Annotated in this window: 16 protein-coding genes; 11 read left to right on the forward strand and 5 right to left on the reverse strand. The window is 39.1% G+C overall.

The features are described 5' to 3' along the window. Window positions 1-11 precede the first annotated feature (11 nt). From ureG to aspA, 3 genes are all read left to right on the forward strand, one after another. The gene (gene ureG, locus K6J66_RS02475) at window positions 12-689 is read left to right on the forward strand and encodes an urease accessory protein UreG (RefSeq protein ID WP_074030223.1); all 678 of its coding nucleotides are present in this window, start codon (window positions 12-14) and stop codon (window positions 687-689) included. Window positions 690-761: 72 nt separating this feature from the next. After that, window positions 762-1,577, forward strand: a complete 816-nt coding sequence (locus K6J66_RS02480) for an urease accessory protein UreD (RefSeq protein ID WP_038439442.1) — start codon at window positions 762-764, stop codon at window positions 1,575-1,577. A 155-nt stretch (window positions 1,578-1,732) separates the two neighbouring features. After that, a complete protein-coding gene (gene aspA, locus K6J66_RS02485; RefSeq protein ID WP_038439441.1) occupies window positions 1,733-3,151 on the forward strand; it encodes an aspartate ammonia-lyase in 1,419 nt (472 codons plus the stop codon). A gap of 297 nt (window positions 3,152-3,448) precedes the next feature. Here aspA and rpoD read toward each other — a convergent pair whose 3' ends face one another. The 3 genes from rpoD to rpsU all read right to left on the reverse strand — a co-directional run bounded on the left by rpoD (window position 3,449) and on the right by rpsU (window position 7,538). After that, window positions 3,449-5,338 (reverse strand): RNA polymerase sigma factor RpoD, encoded by a 1,890-nt coding sequence (gene rpoD, locus K6J66_RS02490; RefSeq protein ID WP_005666402.1) that lies wholly within the window; start codon window positions 5,336-5,338, stop codon window positions 3,449-3,451. Window positions 5,339-5,407: 69 nt separating this feature from the next. Then, complete coding sequence (gene dnaG, locus K6J66_RS02495; RefSeq protein WP_038439440.1) at window positions 5,408-7,189, reverse strand: DNA primase; 1,782 nt, start codon at window positions 7,187-7,189, stop codon at window positions 5,408-5,410. 133 nt (window positions 7,190-7,322) lie between these two features. Continuing rightward, window positions 7,323-7,538 carry a 30S ribosomal protein S21 gene (gene rpsU, locus K6J66_RS02500; RefSeq protein ID WP_005627632.1) on the reverse strand — a complete coding sequence of 72 codons (216 nt, stop codon included), beginning with the start codon at window positions 7,536-7,538 and terminating at the stop codon, window positions 7,323-7,325. A gap of 231 nt (window positions 7,539-7,769) precedes the next feature. On the opposite strand from rpsU, the gene tsaD reads away from it, so the two are divergent. The 3 genes from tsaD to K6J66_RS02515 are packed head-to-tail and all read left to right on the forward strand — an operon-like array spanning window position 7,770 to window position 10,645. After that, window positions 7,770-8,798, forward strand: a complete 1,029-nt coding sequence (tsaD, locus tag K6J66_RS02505) for a tRNA (adenosine(37)-N6)-threonylcarbamoyltransferase complex transferase subunit TsaD (protein ID WP_005664475.1) — start codon at window positions 7,770-7,772, stop codon at window positions 8,796-8,798. A gap of 8 nt (window positions 8,799-8,806) precedes the next feature. Then, complete coding sequence (locus K6J66_RS02510) at window positions 8,807-9,388, forward strand: thymidine kinase (protein WP_038439439.1); 582 nt, start codon at window positions 8,807-8,809, stop codon at window positions 9,386-9,388. A gap of 36 nt (window positions 9,389-9,424) precedes the next feature. Next, window positions 9,425-10,645, forward strand: coding sequence for an aromatic amino acid transport family protein (locus tag K6J66_RS02515; RefSeq protein ID WP_038439438.1), 1,221 nt, complete (start codon window positions 9,425-9,427; stop codon window positions 10,643-10,645). 137 nt (window positions 10,646-10,782) lie between these two features. On the opposite strand, the gene K6J66_RS02520 is transcribed toward K6J66_RS02515, so the two are convergent. After that, window positions 10,783-11,043 carry a YfhL family 4Fe-4S dicluster ferredoxin gene (locus tag K6J66_RS02520; RefSeq protein ID WP_005651954.1) on the reverse strand — a complete coding sequence of 87 codons (261 nt, stop codon included), beginning with the start codon at window positions 11,041-11,043 and terminating at the stop codon, window positions 10,783-10,785. 92 nt (window positions 11,044-11,135) lie between these two features. Between K6J66_RS02520 and K6J66_RS02525 the strand changes: the two genes are divergently transcribed. The 4 genes from K6J66_RS02525 (at window position 11,136) to K6J66_RS02540 (ending at window position 15,473) form a co-directional block, all read left to right on the forward strand. Next, window positions 11,136-11,918, forward strand: coding sequence for a ribonuclease T2 family protein (locus K6J66_RS02525; protein ID WP_110442579.1), 783 nt, complete (start codon window positions 11,136-11,138; stop codon window positions 11,916-11,918). Window positions 11,919-12,013: 95 nt separating this feature from the next. Continuing rightward, a complete protein-coding gene (gene pgk / locus K6J66_RS02530; RefSeq protein WP_038439436.1) occupies window positions 12,014-13,174 on the forward strand; it encodes a phosphoglycerate kinase in 1,161 nt (386 codons plus the stop codon). A 111-nt stretch (window positions 13,175-13,285) separates the two neighbouring features. After that, window positions 13,286-14,365 carry a class II fructose-bisphosphate aldolase gene (gene fbaA / locus K6J66_RS02535; protein WP_038439435.1) on the forward strand — a complete coding sequence of 360 codons (1,080 nt, stop codon included), beginning with the start codon at window positions 13,286-13,288 and terminating at the stop codon, window positions 14,363-14,365. A gap of 67 nt (window positions 14,366-14,432) precedes the next feature. Further along, window positions 14,433-15,473, forward strand: coding sequence for a glycosyltransferase family 9 protein (locus tag K6J66_RS02540; RefSeq protein ID WP_038439434.1), 1,041 nt, complete (start codon window positions 14,433-14,435; stop codon window positions 15,471-15,473). Here the strand turns inward: K6J66_RS02540 and yczE are convergent. Further along, on the reverse strand, window positions 15,429-16,085 hold the full coding sequence (gene yczE / locus K6J66_RS02545; RefSeq protein ID WP_005658016.1) for a membrane protein YczE: 657 nt from the start codon (window positions 16,083-16,085) through the stop codon (window positions 15,429-15,431). The genes K6J66_RS02540 and yczE overlap by 45 nt on opposite strands. A 215-nt stretch (window positions 16,086-16,300) precedes the next feature. Here yczE and K6J66_RS02550 point away from each other — a divergent pair, with 215 nt between their 5' ends. Next, on the forward strand, window positions 16,301-17,845 hold the full coding sequence (locus tag K6J66_RS02550) for a YjjI family glycine radical enzyme (protein WP_038439433.1): 1,545 nt from the start codon (window positions 16,301-16,303) through the stop codon (window positions 17,843-17,845). Window positions 17,846-17,847 lie beyond the last annotated feature (2 nt).

The following is a 17,847-nucleotide window of genomic DNA, read 5'->3' on the forward strand; positions in this document are numbered from 1 at the left end:
CCCCTACACCCATGAGCAACACAGTTGCTACGATGATAAACAAAAGGAACATTATGCGTAACTACATTAAAATTGGCGTGGCTGGCCCTGTTGGGGCGGGTAAAACGGCGTTAATTGAAAAACTCACTCGTGAAATAGCGTCAAAATATAGCGTAGCAGTCATTACTAACGATATTTACACCCAAGAAGATGCGGAATTTTTAACGAAAAATAGTTTGCTTCCGCCTGAGCGAATTATGGGTGTGGAAACGGGCGGTTGTCCGCACACAGCAATTCGTGAAGATGCCTCGATGAATTTAGAAGCGGTTGATGAAATGGTGGCTCGTTTCCCTGATGTGGAAATTGTATTTATTGAATCGGGCGGCGATAACCTTTCAGCGACTTTCAGCCCAGATTTGGCAGACGTGACAATTTTCGTGATTGACGTGGCTCAAGGGGAAAAAATCCCTCGTAAAGGTGGGCCAGGTATCACTCGTTCAGATTTACTTGTGATCAACAAAACTGATCTTGCTCCATTCGTTGGTGCTGACTTAAGCGTCATGGAACGTGATGCTTGTCGTATGCGTAACGGTCAGCCGTTTATCTTTACCAACTTAATGAAGAAAGAAAATTTAGATGGTGTGATTGGCTGGATTGAAAAATATGCGTTGTTGAAGAATGTGGAAGAACCTGCATCTTTGATTCGTTAATCAGGGGTAAATTACATTTGCCCAATTATTGGTGAAATATCGGGGCTAATGTAATTAGCCCTTACAAAATCTATGAACAGTAAATTATCCCTTTCCAGCAAACTTTCCTCCAGCGGTAAAACTCAGCTTGCCGAATACTTTGCTATGCCACCGTTTAAAGTGATAACGTTGCCAAGTTACGATGATGCGTGGGCGAATGGCTTGAATGCGATGCAGATGTCGTCCTCCCCTGGCGTGCTGGCGGGCGATGTGTTAGAGATTGATATTTCGTTGGCAAAATTGACCGCACTTTCTTTAAATACGCAGGCATTTACTCGGGTGCAGGCGATGAATGAAGGCGACAGTGCGATGCAAACAACCCATATTTTGCTTGCGGAAAACAGTCGTTTATTCTATTTGCCGCATCCGTTGGTGTTACATAAAGATTCCGTTTTTAAGCAGCAAACCCATATTGAAATGGGCGAACAAAGCGAGCTGATTTACGGTGAAATCGTGGCGATTGGGCGAGTGTTGAATGATGAACGTTTTGCTTTCCGTCAGTTTTCTTCCCATTTGAAGATTTACGCTTTGCAAAACGATGGTAAAAAACGACCGCTTGTCAGTGATTGTATCCAGTGGCTGCCGTCTAAAATGAATCTTACCGCTTTGAGTCAGATGGAAAATTATTCCCATCAAGGTTCGCTGACTTATCTAAATTTGGCGAAAAATAATGCGGAAATCAAACAACAGGTGCAAGCCTTGCAGCAACAAAGTGCGGAAGAAAAAGATCTACTGATAGGCATATCACAACTCAATGAATATGGTTTAATGGTGCGGGCACTCGGGTGTCGTGCAGAGCAAATTCAGAAATTATTTGAGAAAATTGGTAGGCTATTGAAATCTGTGTAAGATTGATAGATAGAACATTTTTCCCTAAAAAAACTAATCCGAAAAATGAAAATATGTCTTGAGAGCATTTTTTGAAAATGTGATCTTCATCAAGTTTTTTCTTCTTGAAATTTCTATAATGACGATAAATTAACTAACCCAAAAAGGTGATTAAAATGACTCAATTTAGAAAAGAAGTGGATTTACTCGGAGAACGTGAAGTACCAGCAGACGCATACTGGGGGATTCATACATTAAGAGCGGTAGAAAATTTCAATATTTCTAACGTAACCATTTCTGACGTGCCTGAGTTTGTACGTGGTATGGTAATGGTAAAAAAAGCAACGGCTTTAGCCAATGGCGAATTAGGTGCAATTCCAAGTGATATTGCAAAAGCGATTGTAGCAGCTTGTGATGAAATCCTTACCACTGGAAAATGCTTAGATCAATTCCCATCAGATGTATATCAAGGTGGTGCAGGCACTTCTGTCAATATGAATACTAATGAAGTGGTTGCTAATCTTGCCCTTGAAAAAATTGGTCATAAAAAAGGCGAATATAACGTGATTAATCCGATGGATCACGTTAATGCAAGCCAATCAACCAACGATGCGTATCCTACGGGTTTCCGTATTGCAGTGTATAACAGCATCTTAAAATTGATCGATAAAATTCAATATTTACACGACAGTTTTGATAATAAAGCAAAAGAGTTTGCAAATATCTTAAAAATGGGTCGTACCCAATTGCAAGATGCGGTGCCAATGACTGTTGGTCAAGAATTCAAAGCTTTCGCCGTATTACTTGAAGAAGAAGTGCGTAACTTAAAACGTACAGCAGGTTTATTACTTGAAGTAAACCTTGGTGCAACGGCAATCGGTACTGGTTTAAATACGCCACAAGGCTATACAGAATTAGTTGTAAAACATCTTGCTGAAGTAACTGGATTAGCTTGTGTACCAGCAGAAAACTTAATTGAAGCAACATCTGACTGTGGTGCTTATGTCATGGTTCACGGTGCATTAAAACGTACTGCAGTGAAACTTTCTAAAGTATGTAATGACTTGCGTTTACTTTCTTCTGGCCCACGTGCAGGTTTAAAAGAAATTAATCTTCCTGAATTACAAGCGGGTTCTTCTATTATGCCAGCAAAAGTAAACCCAGTTGTTCCTGAAGTGGTGAACCAAGTATGCTTTAAAGTAATTGGTAACGATACCACTGTGACCTTCGCATCTGAAGCAGGTCAATTACAATTAAACGTAATGGAACCAGTGATTGGTCAAGCAATGTTCGAATCTATCGACATCTTAACCAATGCTTGTGTGAACTTACGCGATAAATGTGTGGATGGCATCACTGTAAACAAAGAAATTTGTGAAAACTACGTGTTTAATTCAATTGGTATTGTGACTTACTTGAATCCATTTATCGGTCACCACAACGGCGACTTAGTGGGTAAAATCTGTGCACAAACAGGCAAAGGCGTACGTGAAGTTGTGTTAGAAAAAGGTTTATTAACAGAAGAACAATTAGATGACATTCTTTCTGTAGAAAACTTAATGAATCCAACTTACAAAGCGAAATTAAATAAATAATTTACGCCAAATATCAAAAAAATTTACCGCACTTTAATCTGTGCCTTAAAGCTGAATAAATAAACCAGCTAATTGGGGCGCAGATTTTTTTATGATTAAAATGTTTTAAATAACCAATATTTGTTGCCATTGTTAAATGTTAATGGCTTATCTAACTAAAATAGTTGAAATTTGAATGCATATTAATGCGGTGCTTTAAGTAAAAGGACTAAATTCTGCGGATTATAGAATTTAGTCCTTAAACAAATGTATCTGATTTTTTAAGATTAGATCGATTTTTCTCTTTTATGTTTCTCTCTATTCATCTAAAAAACTTCTCAGTGTTTCAGAACGGCTAGGATGACGTAATTTACGTAATGCTTTTGCTTCAATTTGACGAATACGTTCGCGTGTTACATCGAATTGTTTACCCACTTCTTCAAGTGTATGGTCGGTATTCATATCAATGCCAAAACGCATACGTAATACTTTTGCTTCACGTGGCGTCAAGCCTTCTAGCACTTCGTGAGTTGCAACTTTTAAACTTTGTGCTGTGGCAGAATCAAGAGGAAGTTCTAAGGTTGAATCTTCAATAAAATCCCCTAAATGCGAATCATCGTCATCGCCAATAGGTGTTTCCATAGAAATCGGCTCTTTTGCAATTTTCAGTACTTTACGGATTTTATCTTCTGGCATTCCCATACGTTCTGCCAATTCTTCTGGTGTTGCTTCCCGTCCCATTTCTTGTAACAACTGGCGAGAAATACGATTAAGTTTATTGATTGTTTCAATCATATGCACAGGAATACGGATTGTACGCGCTTGATCCGCAATAGAGCGAGTGATTGCTTGACGAATCCACCAAGTAGCATATGTAGAGAATTTGTAGCCACGTCGATATTCAAATTTATCTACCGCTTTCATTAAACCGATATTCCCTTCTTGAATTAAATCTAAGAATTGTAAACCTCGATTTGTGTATTTTTTCGCGATGGAAATTACTAAACGCAAGTTAGCTTCAACCATTTCTTTTTTAGCTCGACGTGCTTTTTGTTCGCCTCGTGCGACTGCATCGCAAATGTCACGCATTTGAGTAATGGTAAGTTTAGTATTTTCTTCTGTTATCGCTAGATTGTTTAAGGCTTCATAAATACGATCTTCATATTTAATTAAACGTTTAGCCCAAGGTTTGCTAGATTTTAATGCTTTTGCTACCCATTCACTGTTACTGCCATTAGTGGTAATAATTTTTTCAAAATCATCCTTTGGCATTCCTGCTATATCCACTAATATTTTTTGTAGCTGACGTTCTTGGTAGCGCACACGTTTCATCATTTCTTTCATTGATAGAACGAGTAAATCAAATTGTTTTGGTACTAAACGGAATTGTTTAAAAATTTCGCCAAGTAGTGCAATTTGATCTTGGGCGCGTTTTCCAGAGCGACCGTGTTTTTCAATAACAGCAAGGGTTTTAGAGTGCTGTTCTCTTAATTGCTGAAATTTTTCGCGAGCAACTTCAGGATCAATACTGTTATCAGAGTCGCTTGAATCTGATGTAGATTCTGATTCATTGTCTTCTTCATCTTCATTGTCTTCCACATCTGCATTACTAGATTCTTCTTCATCATCTTCGTCAGAAAAATCTTCATCAAGTCCGTTGTGTTCTTCTATTTCGGCATTTGGATCAACAAAACCCGTAATTAAATCGGTCAAACGGAAATTACCTTTTTCTACATCATCATAATTTTTTAGTAATCCATTTAATGCTTCAGGATAGGCTGCGATAGAGGTTTGAACTTCATCGATCCCTCCTTCAATACGTTTTGCAATGCTAATTTCATCTTCACGAGTAAGAAGATCCACCGTTCCCATTTCGCGCATATACATGCGTACGGGATCCGTTGTTCGACCGATTTCAGATTCTACATTTGAAAGAATTTGAGTTGCTTCTTCCACTGCATCTTCATCAGGGATGGTATCACTCAACATCATATCATCGCTTTCTGGTGCTTCATCTAATACAGGGATACCAGCATCATTTTGCAACGTTTGTAGCAATTTGTCGTAATATTCAGGATCAATAGCATCTTCGGGCAATAAGTCATTGATTTCAGCAAAAGTTAAATACCCTTGTGTACGACCTAGCTCCATCAATTGCTCAATTTGTTCTGAATATTGTTCAGCCGTAGATTGTTGATTTTTTTCCATTTTTATACTCGTTTTGCTTGATGTGATTGAGAAGATAAGATTTTTTATGAACTTGAGATTCTACCATTGTTATAGCGGATTCACTAACTGTTTTTTCTGCTGTTCTTTACCAGCTAAAAGATGTACAAGTACCGTTTTTTCTTCATTAGTGAGACCCTCTGTTCGTTCTTTAGCAATAAGTATTTCAATATCGCGCTCAATAGCTTGAATATTTAAGCGACGGTAATTTTGAGAAAATGCGTTGATTATGTCGGATTCGTCCAATAAATGATCCCAAGTTGCCAGTATTTCAAGGGGATTACTGTAAGATGTATTGCGGAAGTATTCCAAAATTTGCCCCGTAGTAATGCCCTCTCGTTGGCGACAAAGTGCGGTCAATTTTTCCAGAATTTCAAACCCTGCTTCCGCACGTAATGCTTGCACGCCGCTTTCAGACATACGTTTTACTAACTCAGGATTTTGCAGAAGCAATGAAATGACCATTCTCATCGGTGTCTTCTTGATCTTATTATGAGTGACTTTTTGTTGTGTATTGGCTTGTTCTAATTTTTTGGGAATAAGATTTTCCAGCTGAGTTTGATCAAAAATCCCAAGTTTTTGAGCAAGCATATTGCGTAGCGATAAGCGAAGCATTTCTCCTGGAATTTGGTGAATTAACGGCGCAGCTAGCGCAACTAATTTTCCGCGCCCTTCTTTGCTAGAAAAATCAACTTGTGGGCTTAAGTGAGCAAACATAAACTCGCTTAAAGATTGCGCACTTTCGATGTATTCTTCAAATTTTTCTTTGCCGTATTGACGAATGTAAGTATCAGGATCTTCTCCATCTGGCAAGAAAATAAATTTGAGTTGTCTGCCATCTTCTAAATAGGGCAACGCATTTTCTAATGCACGCCACGCTGCATCACGCCCTGCACGGTCACCATCGTAACAACAAACAACCTGTTCGGTCGAACGAAAAATAAGTTGAATTTGTTCTGATGTCGTGGACGTACCTAAAGAAGCGACCGCATAATCCACGCCAAATTGTGCTAATGCCACTACATCCATATAACCTTCAACAACAAGTAATTGTTTGGGTTCATCGTTGGTTTGCAAGGCTTCATACAAACCATAAAGTTCCTTACCTTTATGATAAGTAATGGTTTCTGGCGAATTCAGATATTTCGGTTTTTCATCTGTTAATACACGCCCACCAAAAGCCACTGTGCGACCACGTTTATCACGAATCGGAAACATGATGCGATTTCGGAATTTATCGTAAATATTGCCACGATCATTTCGAGAAAGCATGCCTAATTCAATGAGTTTTTGTTGTTCTTCACGATTAACACCAAATTTACGCAGTACAGTATCCATTGCATTCGGCACAAACCCAATTTGGAAACGCTCAATAATTTCAGCTGAAAGCCCACGTTGTTGTAAATATTCTTGTGCTTGAGAATTTAATGGCAATTGGTTTTGATAAAACGTGGCAATCTCTTGCATTAATTCATAGAGATTTCGTTTGGTTTGGTAATTAGCTTGAGGTTTTCCGCTGTGATTAGCACGTTTTTCGTAAGGTATTTCAAGCCCTGCCATAGCTGCAAGTTCTTCAATGGCTTCGACAAATTCAAGTTTGTCATAGTCCATTAAAAAGGAAATCGCATTACCATGTGCGCCACAACCAAAGCAATGATAAAACTGTTTCTTTTGGCTAACTGTGAAGGATGGTGTTTTTTCGTGATGGAAAGGGCAGCAGGCTTGATAATCGCGGCCAGCTTTTTTTAGTTTTACGCGGGTGTTAATCACATCGACAATATCGGACTTTGTCAGCAAATCATCAATAAAGGGGCGAGGAATAGAACCTTTCATTGTCGAGCCTCCGTGATCGTGGTGTGAAAGTGCGGTCGTTTTTGGCGTAGATTTTTGTTGTGCTTAAAGTAACAAAACCGTGAGTCCAAAGGATTCACGGTTTGTCTTAACTCGAGTCAGAAAATACTATAAATTAGTATAAACGGGTATTGCGCGCGTTTTCGCGAGCGTTGCGTTTTGCGTGACGTTTTGCAAGTGTTGCATTTTCACGTTTACGAATTGTAGTTGGTTTTTCGTAAAATTCGCGAGCGCGTACTTCAGCTAAGATTCCCGCTTTTTCGCAAGAGCGTTTGAAACGACGTAAAGCTACGTCAAATGATTCGTTTTCACGTACTTTAATTACAGGCATAAGCCAATCACCTCAATGAGTTTAATTTAATTGCAATTTAAAATTTTATTTTTGCCAAAGCACCTGTGTGTAAATGACAAATTTAATAAAGGACGCAATTCTAATCTATTTTTAGGGAAAAAGTAAAGGATAGAATGCCAATTCACCTTAATATTTGTGGTTTCAACTGGTTAAAACCGCTTAAACAGGGTAAAATCGTGCAACATTTTAGGTAATAAATTAAGAAAATCAATGAAAATCTTAGGCATTGAAACTTCCTGTGATGAAACGGGCGTGGCGATTTATGATGAAGAAAAAGGGTTAATTGCTAATCAACTTTATACTCAAATTGCCCTGCATGCAGATTATGGTGGTGTGGTTCCTGAATTAGCATCACGTGATCATATTCGGAAAACAGCGCCTCTTATTAAAGCGGCATTAGAGGAAGCCAATTTAACCGCGAGCGATATTGATGGTATTGCTTATACGAGTGGCCCTGGGCTTGTTGGCGCATTGCTTGTTGGTGCTACGATTGCACGTTCTTTAGCCTATGCTTGGAATGTTCCTGCGATTGGTGTTCATCATATGGAAGGGCATTTACTTGCGCCAATGCTTGATGAAAATTCACCGCACTTTCCTTTTATTGCTTTGTTGGTATCGGGTGGCCACACTCAATTAGTGCGTGTCGATGGTGTAGGAAAATATGAAGTGATTGGCGAATCTATTGATGATGCTGCTGGCGAAGCCTTTGATAAAACAGCAAAATTACTTGGACTAGATTATCCAGGTGGCGCGGCACTTTCTCGTTTAGCGGAAAAAGGCACGCCAAATCGCTTTATATTTCCACGTCCAATGACAGATCGTGCAGGTCTTGATTTTAGTTTTTCTGGTTTAAAAACATTTGCCGCGAATACAGTTAATCAAGCGATTAAAAACGAGGGCGAACTGACAGAACAAACTAAAGCGGATGTTGCTTATGCTTTCCAAGATGCGGTGGTGGATACTCTTGCCATTAAATGTAAGCGTGCATTGAAAGAAACAGGCTATAAACGTTTAGTGATTGCGGGAGGGGTGAGCGCAAATAAAAAACTCCGAGAAACGCTTGCGCACTTAATGCAAAATTTAGGTGGCGAAGTGTTTTATCCTCAACCTCAATTTTGTACAGATAATGGCGCAATGATTGCTTACACAGGTTTTTTACGTTTAAAACAAGGTCAGCATAGCGATCTGGCTATTGATGTTAAACCTCGTTGGGCAATGGCGGAATTACCGGCAATTTAGGAGAAAAAATGGCGAAACTCTACTTCTATTACTCCACAATGAACGCTGGAAAATCAACGACGTTGCTACAATCTTCCTATAACTATCGTGAGCGTGATATGAACACATTAGTTTACACGGCTGCGATTGATGATCGTTTTGGCGTGGGGAAAGTTACATCGCGTATTGGCATTTCGCAAGATGCCTTTTTATTTCGCTCGGAAACCAATTTGTTTGATGAAATCGATGAACACTTAAAAAAAGAAAAAGTGCATTGCGTGCTGGTGGATGAAGCTCAATTTCTTAGCAAACAACAAGTTTACCAGTTGAGTGATGTTGTTGATAAACTCAAAATCCCTGTGCTTTGTTATGGCTTGCGTACAGATTTCCAAGCGGAACTTTTTGAAGGAAGTAAATATTTACTGGCTTGGGCGGATCAACTCGAAGAATTAAAAACAATTTGTTATTGTGGCCGCAAGGCTAATTTTGTTTTGCGTTTAAATGATCAGGGCGAGGTCATTAAAGAAGGCGCACAAATTCAAATTGGAGGCAATGATTCTTATCTTTCTGTTTGCCGTTTACACTATAAAGAAAAGTGCGGTCAAATTTAAATTAGTTTTTAAACACAACATTATAAGGACAATTTTATGCTAAAAAACAAAACTTTTGGGAGTGCGCTGATTATTGCAGGCACAACCATTGGAGCAGGTATGCTTGCTATGCCGCTTACATCAGCGGGCATGGGCTTTGGTTATACCGTGTTATTGCTCGTTGGCTTGTGGGCTTTGTTGGTTTACAGTGGATTGTTGTTTGTAGAAGTGTATCAAACAGCGGAGCAGTTGGATGATGGTGTCGCCACGCTCGCTGAAAAATATTTTGGGGTTCCTGGACGAATTTTAGCCACGTTGAGTTTGTTAGTTTTACTTTATGCACTTTCAGCCGCTTATATTACTGGTGGTGGATCTTTACTTTCAGGCTTGCCAACGGCTTTTGGAATGGACGCAATCTCACTTAAAACTGCAATTATTATTTTTACGGTGGTATTAGGTTCTTTTGTCGTTGTAGGAACGAAAGGCGTGGATGGCTTAACTCGCGTGTTATTTATTGGTAAGTTAGTCGCCTTTGCTTTTGTACTGTTTATGATGCTTCCAAAAGTAGCAACAGATAATTTAATGGCATTGCCTTTGGATTATGCTTTTGTGGTTTCTGCGGCACCAATATTTTTTACTTCTTTCGGTTTCCACGTTATTATGGCGAGTGTGAATAGCTACTTAGGTGGAAGTGTTGATAAATTTCGTCGTGCCATTTTGATTGGTACTGCGATTCCATTAGCTGCTTACCTTGTATGGCAGTTAGCAACTCATGGTGTATTAAGTCAAAGTGAATTTGTGCGTATTTTACAAGCTGACCCAACGCTAAATGGCTTAGTGAATGCAACACGTGAAATCACAGGTTCTCATTTTATGGGAGAGGTTGTGCGTGCGTTTTCATCACTTGCACTGATCACTTCTTTCTTAGGCGTAATGCTTGGTGTATTTGAAGGCTTAGGTGATTTATTCAAGCGTTATCATTTGCCAAATAATCGCTTTGTTTTAACTGTAGTCGCATTTTTACCGCCACTTGTATTTGCATTGTTTTATCCTGAAGGATTTATTACAGCATTAAGTTACGCAGGTTTATTGTGTGCGTTCTATTGCTTAATTTTACCAATTGGCTTGGCATGGCGTACACGTATTGAAAATCCAACATTGCCATATCGTGTTTCTGGCGGTAATTTCGCTTTGGTGTTTGCGTTATTAATTGGCGTCGTGATTATGCTCATTCCATTTTTAATTCAATGGGGATATTTACCAGTGGTGGCGGGGTAATATTTGATTTTTCCCTAGAGAAAACACTTTTCTTCCTCTGTTTGCAGGGGAGCTGCGAAGGTTGAGGGGAGATATAGAAAGCCCCCTTCCGCCCTTCGGGCACCTTCCCCCACAAGTAGGGGAAGGGAAGTTATTTTCTACAATTTATCCGAATGATGAATCATTACAAAGCGTTCCCAAAGCTGTTCTTCGGTTTCTTGATGTTCAGGATCGGGCTTAATACAGTTAGTGATTGGGCAAACTTTTTGGCAGGTCGGGGTGTCGTAATGACCGACACATTCCGTACAAAGTATAGGATCGATCACATAAATTTCATCGCCAATGGAAATGGCTTCGTTTGGGCATTCAGGCAAGCACATATCGCAGTTGGTACATTTGCTAGTGATGAATAATGCCATTGTGATCCTTAATAGAAAGTTGAAAGCCGCAAATTATAGCCGACAAAAACTTGATTGACAAAAACTTGATTGACAAAAACTAAACAAAATTTATGAAAAAACTTACTTCCATTCTTTCTCTTATTGTTCTCGTTATATTAGCAATTTGGCAATATTTTACCGATACAACCAAAACTAAACATCAATCATCTTCTCCCGTAATTGAGCAGGCGAAGCAAACAAAAGTATCTGAGCCTAAATTTGAGCCTAAATTTGAGACAAAGCGGACGGATATTGAAAAAAGTGCGGTAAAAAATCCAGATGTTTTTGCAAACTATGATGTGATTATGCGCAATGATCATATTGGGCAAAATGCAAAGGCACCGGTCGATTATTATATGTTGGCATTATCTTGGTCGCCTGGATTTTGTGATATTCAGCGTGAAAAATATGGCGATCAGTTGCCTTATTCCTCTCAATATCAATGTGGAAATAACCGCACTTTTGGTTGGGTTGTACATGGGCTATGGCCTCAAAATGCAAATGCTCGCACTGTTTCAGATCATCCTCGTTTTTGCAAAGGCGATTTACCCGCCTTGCCAAAAGGTTTATTAGCACAATATTTGGCGATTTCTCCGGGCGAGAAATTATTGCAAGGCGAATGGGAAAAACACGGTAGTTGCGCCTTTGATTCTGCCCAGCAATATTTTGCTAAGGAGCAGGAATTATTTAACGCATTAAAATTACCGAATCAAAAATTAAGTAGAGATGAACTTTTTGGTTGGATGAAGCAACATAATCCACAATTAAAAAATGCGTATTTGAGGGCTAGTCGAAATGAATTATTTATTTGTTATGATAAAAAATGGCAGGTAATGAATTGCCAAAGCAAATAAGAATTTCTTTGATCTAAATCGTTACAACCTAGCACGAAGTAGGTATAATACGAAAAGTTTTCAATTTTAATTTTAACTTAACAAGAGGATAGATTATGTCAGTAATCAAAATGACCGATTTAGATTTAGCGGGTAAACGTGTATTTATCCGTGCAGATCTTAATGTGCCAGTAAAAGATGGCAAAGTGACCTCAGATGCGCGTATTCGTGCGACCATTCCTACTTTAAAATTAGCCTTAGAAAAAGGCGCGAAAGTGATGGTAACTTCTCACTTAGGTCGTCCAACTGAAGGAGAATTCAAACCAGAAGATTCTTTACAACCAGTTGTTGATTACTTAAAAAACGCAGGCTTTAATGTGCGTTTAGAACAAGATTATTTAAATGGTGTAGATGTTAAAGATGGCGAAATCGTTGTTTTAGAAAACGTACGCGTAAACAAAGGCGAAAAGAAAAATGATCCAGAATTAGGTAAAAAATATGCCGCACTTTGCGACGTATTTGTAATGGATGCCTTTGGTACCGCTCACCGTGCGCAAGCTTCAACTTATGGCGTTGCAGAATTTGCGCCAATCGCTTGTGCAGGCCCATTATTAGCGGCTGAGTTAGATGCATTAGGTAAAGCATTAAAAGAACCTGCTCGTCCAATGGTCGCGATCGTAGGCGGTTCTAAAGTTTCAACTAAATTAGAAGTATTAAATTCTCTTTCAAAAATCGCTGACCAAATTATTGTGGGCGGTGGCATTGCAAATACTTTCATTGCGGCAGCTGGTCACAATGTAGGTAAATCTTTATATGAAGCTGATTTAATTCCAGTTGCGAAAGAATTAGCCGCAAATACAGATATTCCAGTTCCAGTTGATGTGCGTGTAGGTTTAGTTTTCTCTGAAACGGCAGCAGCAACAGAAAAAGCGGTAAATGAAGTGAAAGATGATGAATCTATTTTTGATATTGGCGATAAATCAGCAGAACAATTGGCTGAAATTATCAAAAATGCAAAAACCGTTTTGTGGAATGGCCCAGTTGGTGTGTTTGAGTTCCCTCACTTCCGTAAAGGGACTGAAATCATTTCTCACGCCATTGCAAACAGCGATGCATTCTCTATCGCTGGTGGCGGAGATACTTTAGCGGCTATCGATTTATTCGGTATTGCAGATAAGATCTCTTACATTTCAACAGGTGGCGGTGCGTTCTTAGAATTTGTAGAAGGCAAAGTATTACCTGCAGTAGAAATTCTTGAAAAACGTGCGAAAAATTAACCGCACTTTTCCTCTATAACATATTGATGGTGGCATCAAAAATGCCATCATCAATACAAATTCTTCAAATTGCGGGCTTGTCTCGCTAAACATAAAAAAGGAAACACAAGTATGGCTAAATTATTAGATATCGTGAAACCCGGTGTTGTAACAGGCGAAGATGTGCAAAAAGTTTTTGCTTATGCAAAAGAGCATAACTTTGCTATTCCTGCAGTAAACTGTGTGGGTTCTGACTCCGTTAATGCTGTGTTAGAAACTGCTGCTCGCGTAAAAGCTCCAGTGATTATTCAATTCTCAAATGGTGGCGCAGCTTTCTATGCAGGTAAAGGTATCAAACCAACGAGTGGTACTCGTCCTGATGTTTTAGGGGCGATCGCTGGTGCGAAACAGGTTCATACTTTAGCGAAAGAATACGGTGTGCCTGTTATTCTTCACACTGACCACGCAGCGAAAAAATTATTACCTTGGATCGACGGTTTATTAGATGCAGGCGAAAAACATTTTGCTGAAACGGGTCGTCCACTTTTCTCTTCACATATGATTGATTTATCAGAAGAACCAATGGAAGAAAATATGGCGATTTGCCGTGAATATCTTGCTCGTATGGATAAAATGGGTATGACCCTTGAAATCGAAATTGGCATTACTGGTGGCGAAGAAGACGGCGTAGATAATTCTGATGTTGATGAATCTCGTTTATATACTCAACCCTCTGACGTACTTTATGTTTATGACCAATTACACCCAGTAAGCCCTAACTTTACCGTTGCTGCGGCATTTGGTAACGTACACGGTGTTTACAAACCAGGTAACGTGAAATTAAAACCATCTATTTTAGGTGCATCACAAGAGTTCGTTGCGAAAGAACGTAATCTTCCTGCGAAACCAATTAATTTCGTCTTCCACGGTGGTTCTGGTTCTAGCCGCGAAGAAATCCGCGAAGCAATTGGCTACGGTGCAATCAAAATGAATATTGATACCGATACTCAATGGGCATCTTGGAATGGTATTTTGAATTTCTATAAAGCAAATGAAGCATATCTTCAAGGTCAATTAGGTAACCCTGAAGGCCCTGATGCGCCAAACAAAAAATATTACGATCCACGTGTTTGGTTACGTAAAATGGAAGAATCTATGTCTAAACGCTTAGAACAATCTTTCGAAGACTTAAACTGTGTTGATGTTTTATAATCCACAAAAATAACATAAAATACGACCGCACTTTGTTAGTGCGGTTTTTTATTTTAGCGGAGAAATTATGGAAAAGATCTTAGTTATTCGTAACGATAAATTAGGCGATTTTATGCAAGCATGGCCTGCTTTTGCAATGTTGAAAGCCTCAAATCCAGAGCTAAAATTAACCGCACTTGTGCCGAGTTACACTGCACCTCTAGCGGAAGTTTGTCCGTTTATTGATCATATTATTATTGATAGTAAAAAAAATGATAAAACGGATTTCAAACGTCTTGTGCAGGAAATCAAAGTGCAGCAGTTTGATGGAATGATTAGTTTCTTTTCCAATACCCATAATGGAAAACTCGCTTGGAAAAGTGGGATTAAATATCGCCTTGCACCTGCGACTAAATGGGTTCAAATTCTTTATAATCATCGTCTAACACAACGCCGCTCTCGTTCTGAAAAATCAGAAGCAGAATACAATCAAGATTTAGTCCGCGCTTTTTTGCAAAAGCATAATATGCCAATTGTTGAACCTAAACCACCTTATTTAACTTTTGAGAAAAGTGCGGTGGAAAATCAACGAATTTTATTGCAAGAGAGTTTAGGGCTTTCTGCGAATAAAAAATGGATCTTTGTACATAGCGGTTCTGGTGGTTCAGCTACGAATCTTTCTTTAGTGCAATATGCAGATTTAATTAAAGGCTTACTCGCTGAATTTGATTGCGATGTTGTGCTGACAGCAGGGCCTGGCGAAAGTGAAAACGCCCATAAATTGGCAGCTCTTGTGAATGATTTACGCGTAGTTGTTTACGATAAGAATAAAGGTTTAGTGGATTTTGCCTATTCTTTGGCTTGTGCTGATTTATTTATTGCAGGTTCTACAGGCCCATTGCATTTAAGTAGTGCTTTTAATATTCCGACCATTGGGTTTTATCCAAATAGCCGTTCTTCTCAGCCGAGACGCTGGAAACCCATTAATGATATAGATAAGCATCTTGCTTTTTGCCCACCTGCGGGAAAAGAGACTCAAATGAATTTAGAGTTAATTTCAATAGACAATGCGTTAGCTGAAATATCACTTTTCATACGGAATATGTGGCAAACGAGCAATAATATTTAAGAAGAATTGAACAACGCTGCCTATGCTGGTGGCGAAAAGGACAGTACCCAAGCCAACGACACCGCCAAGTAAAAAACCAAGCAAACAAACCGAGATTTCAAGGCTTGAGCGTACCACGTTGATGCTTAAATGAAAACGTTGGCAAATACCAACCATTAATCCGTCTCGAGGGCCTGCGCCTAAGTGACAAGTGAGATATAAGGCAGTTCCAAAACCATAGAGTAATATACCGATCAGACAGAAGATCATTCGTGAAAAAAGTGCGGTTGGCGGCGTCAGTATTTTTGTTGTGATCCCTAGAAATAGAGCAATAATGATAATATTTAATAATGTCCCAAGCCCAAGGCGTAATTTGAGTGGTTTCCATACCAACATTACTGCGCAACTAATTAAAAAAGATGACCAGCCAATATCAAAATTTGTCTGTATTGCTATGCCTTGTGAAAGTACAGTCCAAGGTGTCGATCCTAAACCTGACAATACAATAAGCCCATCTCCAATACCTAAAATAGAAAGAGCAAAAAGTAAGATTGAAATGGTTTTATATTGCACTGTCCATAATGATGTGGCAGCCCAAGATGTGTGGGGTATAACGCGTGCTTTTTTCTTCATATTTATTACCTTTTATATTCCGTTTTATCATAAAAGGAAAGACGCAAAAACAGAAATAATTTTGTCACTTCATTTATATCAAAAACATATTATTTATTTTGAGTAACCGTTTGCATAATGTTTATTTTCTAAAACTGTGATCTTCCTCACGTTTTCAAAATTGTCTATTTTGTTACCATTGCGTACAATACAAAACCATTTTTAAAGGGGATGTTATGTTAGCTTCACTTCAAGATATTCTCGATACGGTTAAAGCCAATAATCTGACTTATCATCAAAAATTAATGACATTAGGCAATATTGCTGAGCGTTTATTTGATCCTCGCGATTTGCTTGGCTATACCGATGAAGAATGGAGCTTTTTACAGAATCAGATGATTTGTGATTTATGTGAAGGTTACGCGATTTATCGCCCTCGCTATATCCTGCCTGATTACAATGTGTATATTAAAAAAGGCTGCGAATTTTTAGAGCTGCCGCCACCAAAAGATCTTGATGAGGCACTTGATGGATTATTGATTCTTTACTCCCACGTGCCATCCATTACAACTTATCCTGTTTATGTTGGTCGTCTTGATGTGTTGCTCGAACCGTTCATTACTGATGAAGAAAAAGATTACATCAAAATTAAACGCTTTTTAAATCATATCGACAAAACTGTGCCTGATTCATTTTGTCACGCCAATATTGGGCCTTATGATACGAAAGCGGGTCGCTTGATTTTACGCGCCGTGATTGAGCTTGAAGCGCCAACACCGAATATGACTATTCGTTATGATAAATCCAAAACGAGCCGTGAGTTTGCTGAACTTGCAGCAAAAGCCTGTTTATTAGTTTCTAAACCATCTTTTGCGAACGATGCTTACTATATTTCCGATCTTGGTGAAGAATATGGCGTAGCAAGTTGCTATAACGCACTGCCTGAATGTGGCGGTGCTTATACATTAACGCGTTTACGTCTAGGGACAATTGCTCGCACCTGTAAAAGTGCGGATGAAATGGTAAACGAATTATTACCACGTGTGGCAAAATGCGCTCTTTCGACGATGGATAAACGCCATAAGTTTGTAGTGGAAGAAAGTAATTTCTTTAACAGTTCATTCCTCGAAAAAGAAGGCTTTATCAAACGTACTAATTTTACGGGAATGTTCGCAATTGTAGGCTTGGCTGATGCCACAAATCACTTATTGCAATGTGAAGGCTTAAATGAAACCTTTGGTAAGAGCGTTCGTGGCGATGACATTGCCACAGCGATTATGGATAAATTGAAAGAAATTACTGATGCGCACGAAGGAGTTTATGCCGAACGCACTGGCAATCGTTATTTATTACACGCACAAGTGGGCGCAAGCAACCACGAAGAAGACAAACGCAACGCACCAGCGCATCGTATTCGTGTAGGCGAAGAACCGACTTTACTTGCGCATTTGAAACAGTCTGCACCGTTCCATAAATATTTCCCATCTGGTACAGGGGATTTATTCGCCTTTGATCAAACCTATGTAGATCACTGCGATGCGGTGGTGGATATTATTGATGGGGCATTCTCTTTGGGTTATCGCTATATTACCACCTATTTGAAAAATACAGATTTAATTCGTGTTACAGGTTATTTAGTGAAGAAAAGCGAAGTTGAAAAATATCGCAAAGGCGAAGTCGCATTACGCGATACAACTTGGTATGGCTCGGGTACGGATGAATGTGCCAACGTGTTTGATCGCCAATTACGCGATGAGAAAGATGTCATTGCTGAAAAATAATT

Source organism: Haemophilus influenzae, from assembly GCF_019703545.1.
GTDB classification, from domain to species: domain Bacteria; phylum Pseudomonadota; class Gammaproteobacteria; order Enterobacterales; family Pasteurellaceae; genus Haemophilus; species Haemophilus influenzae_E.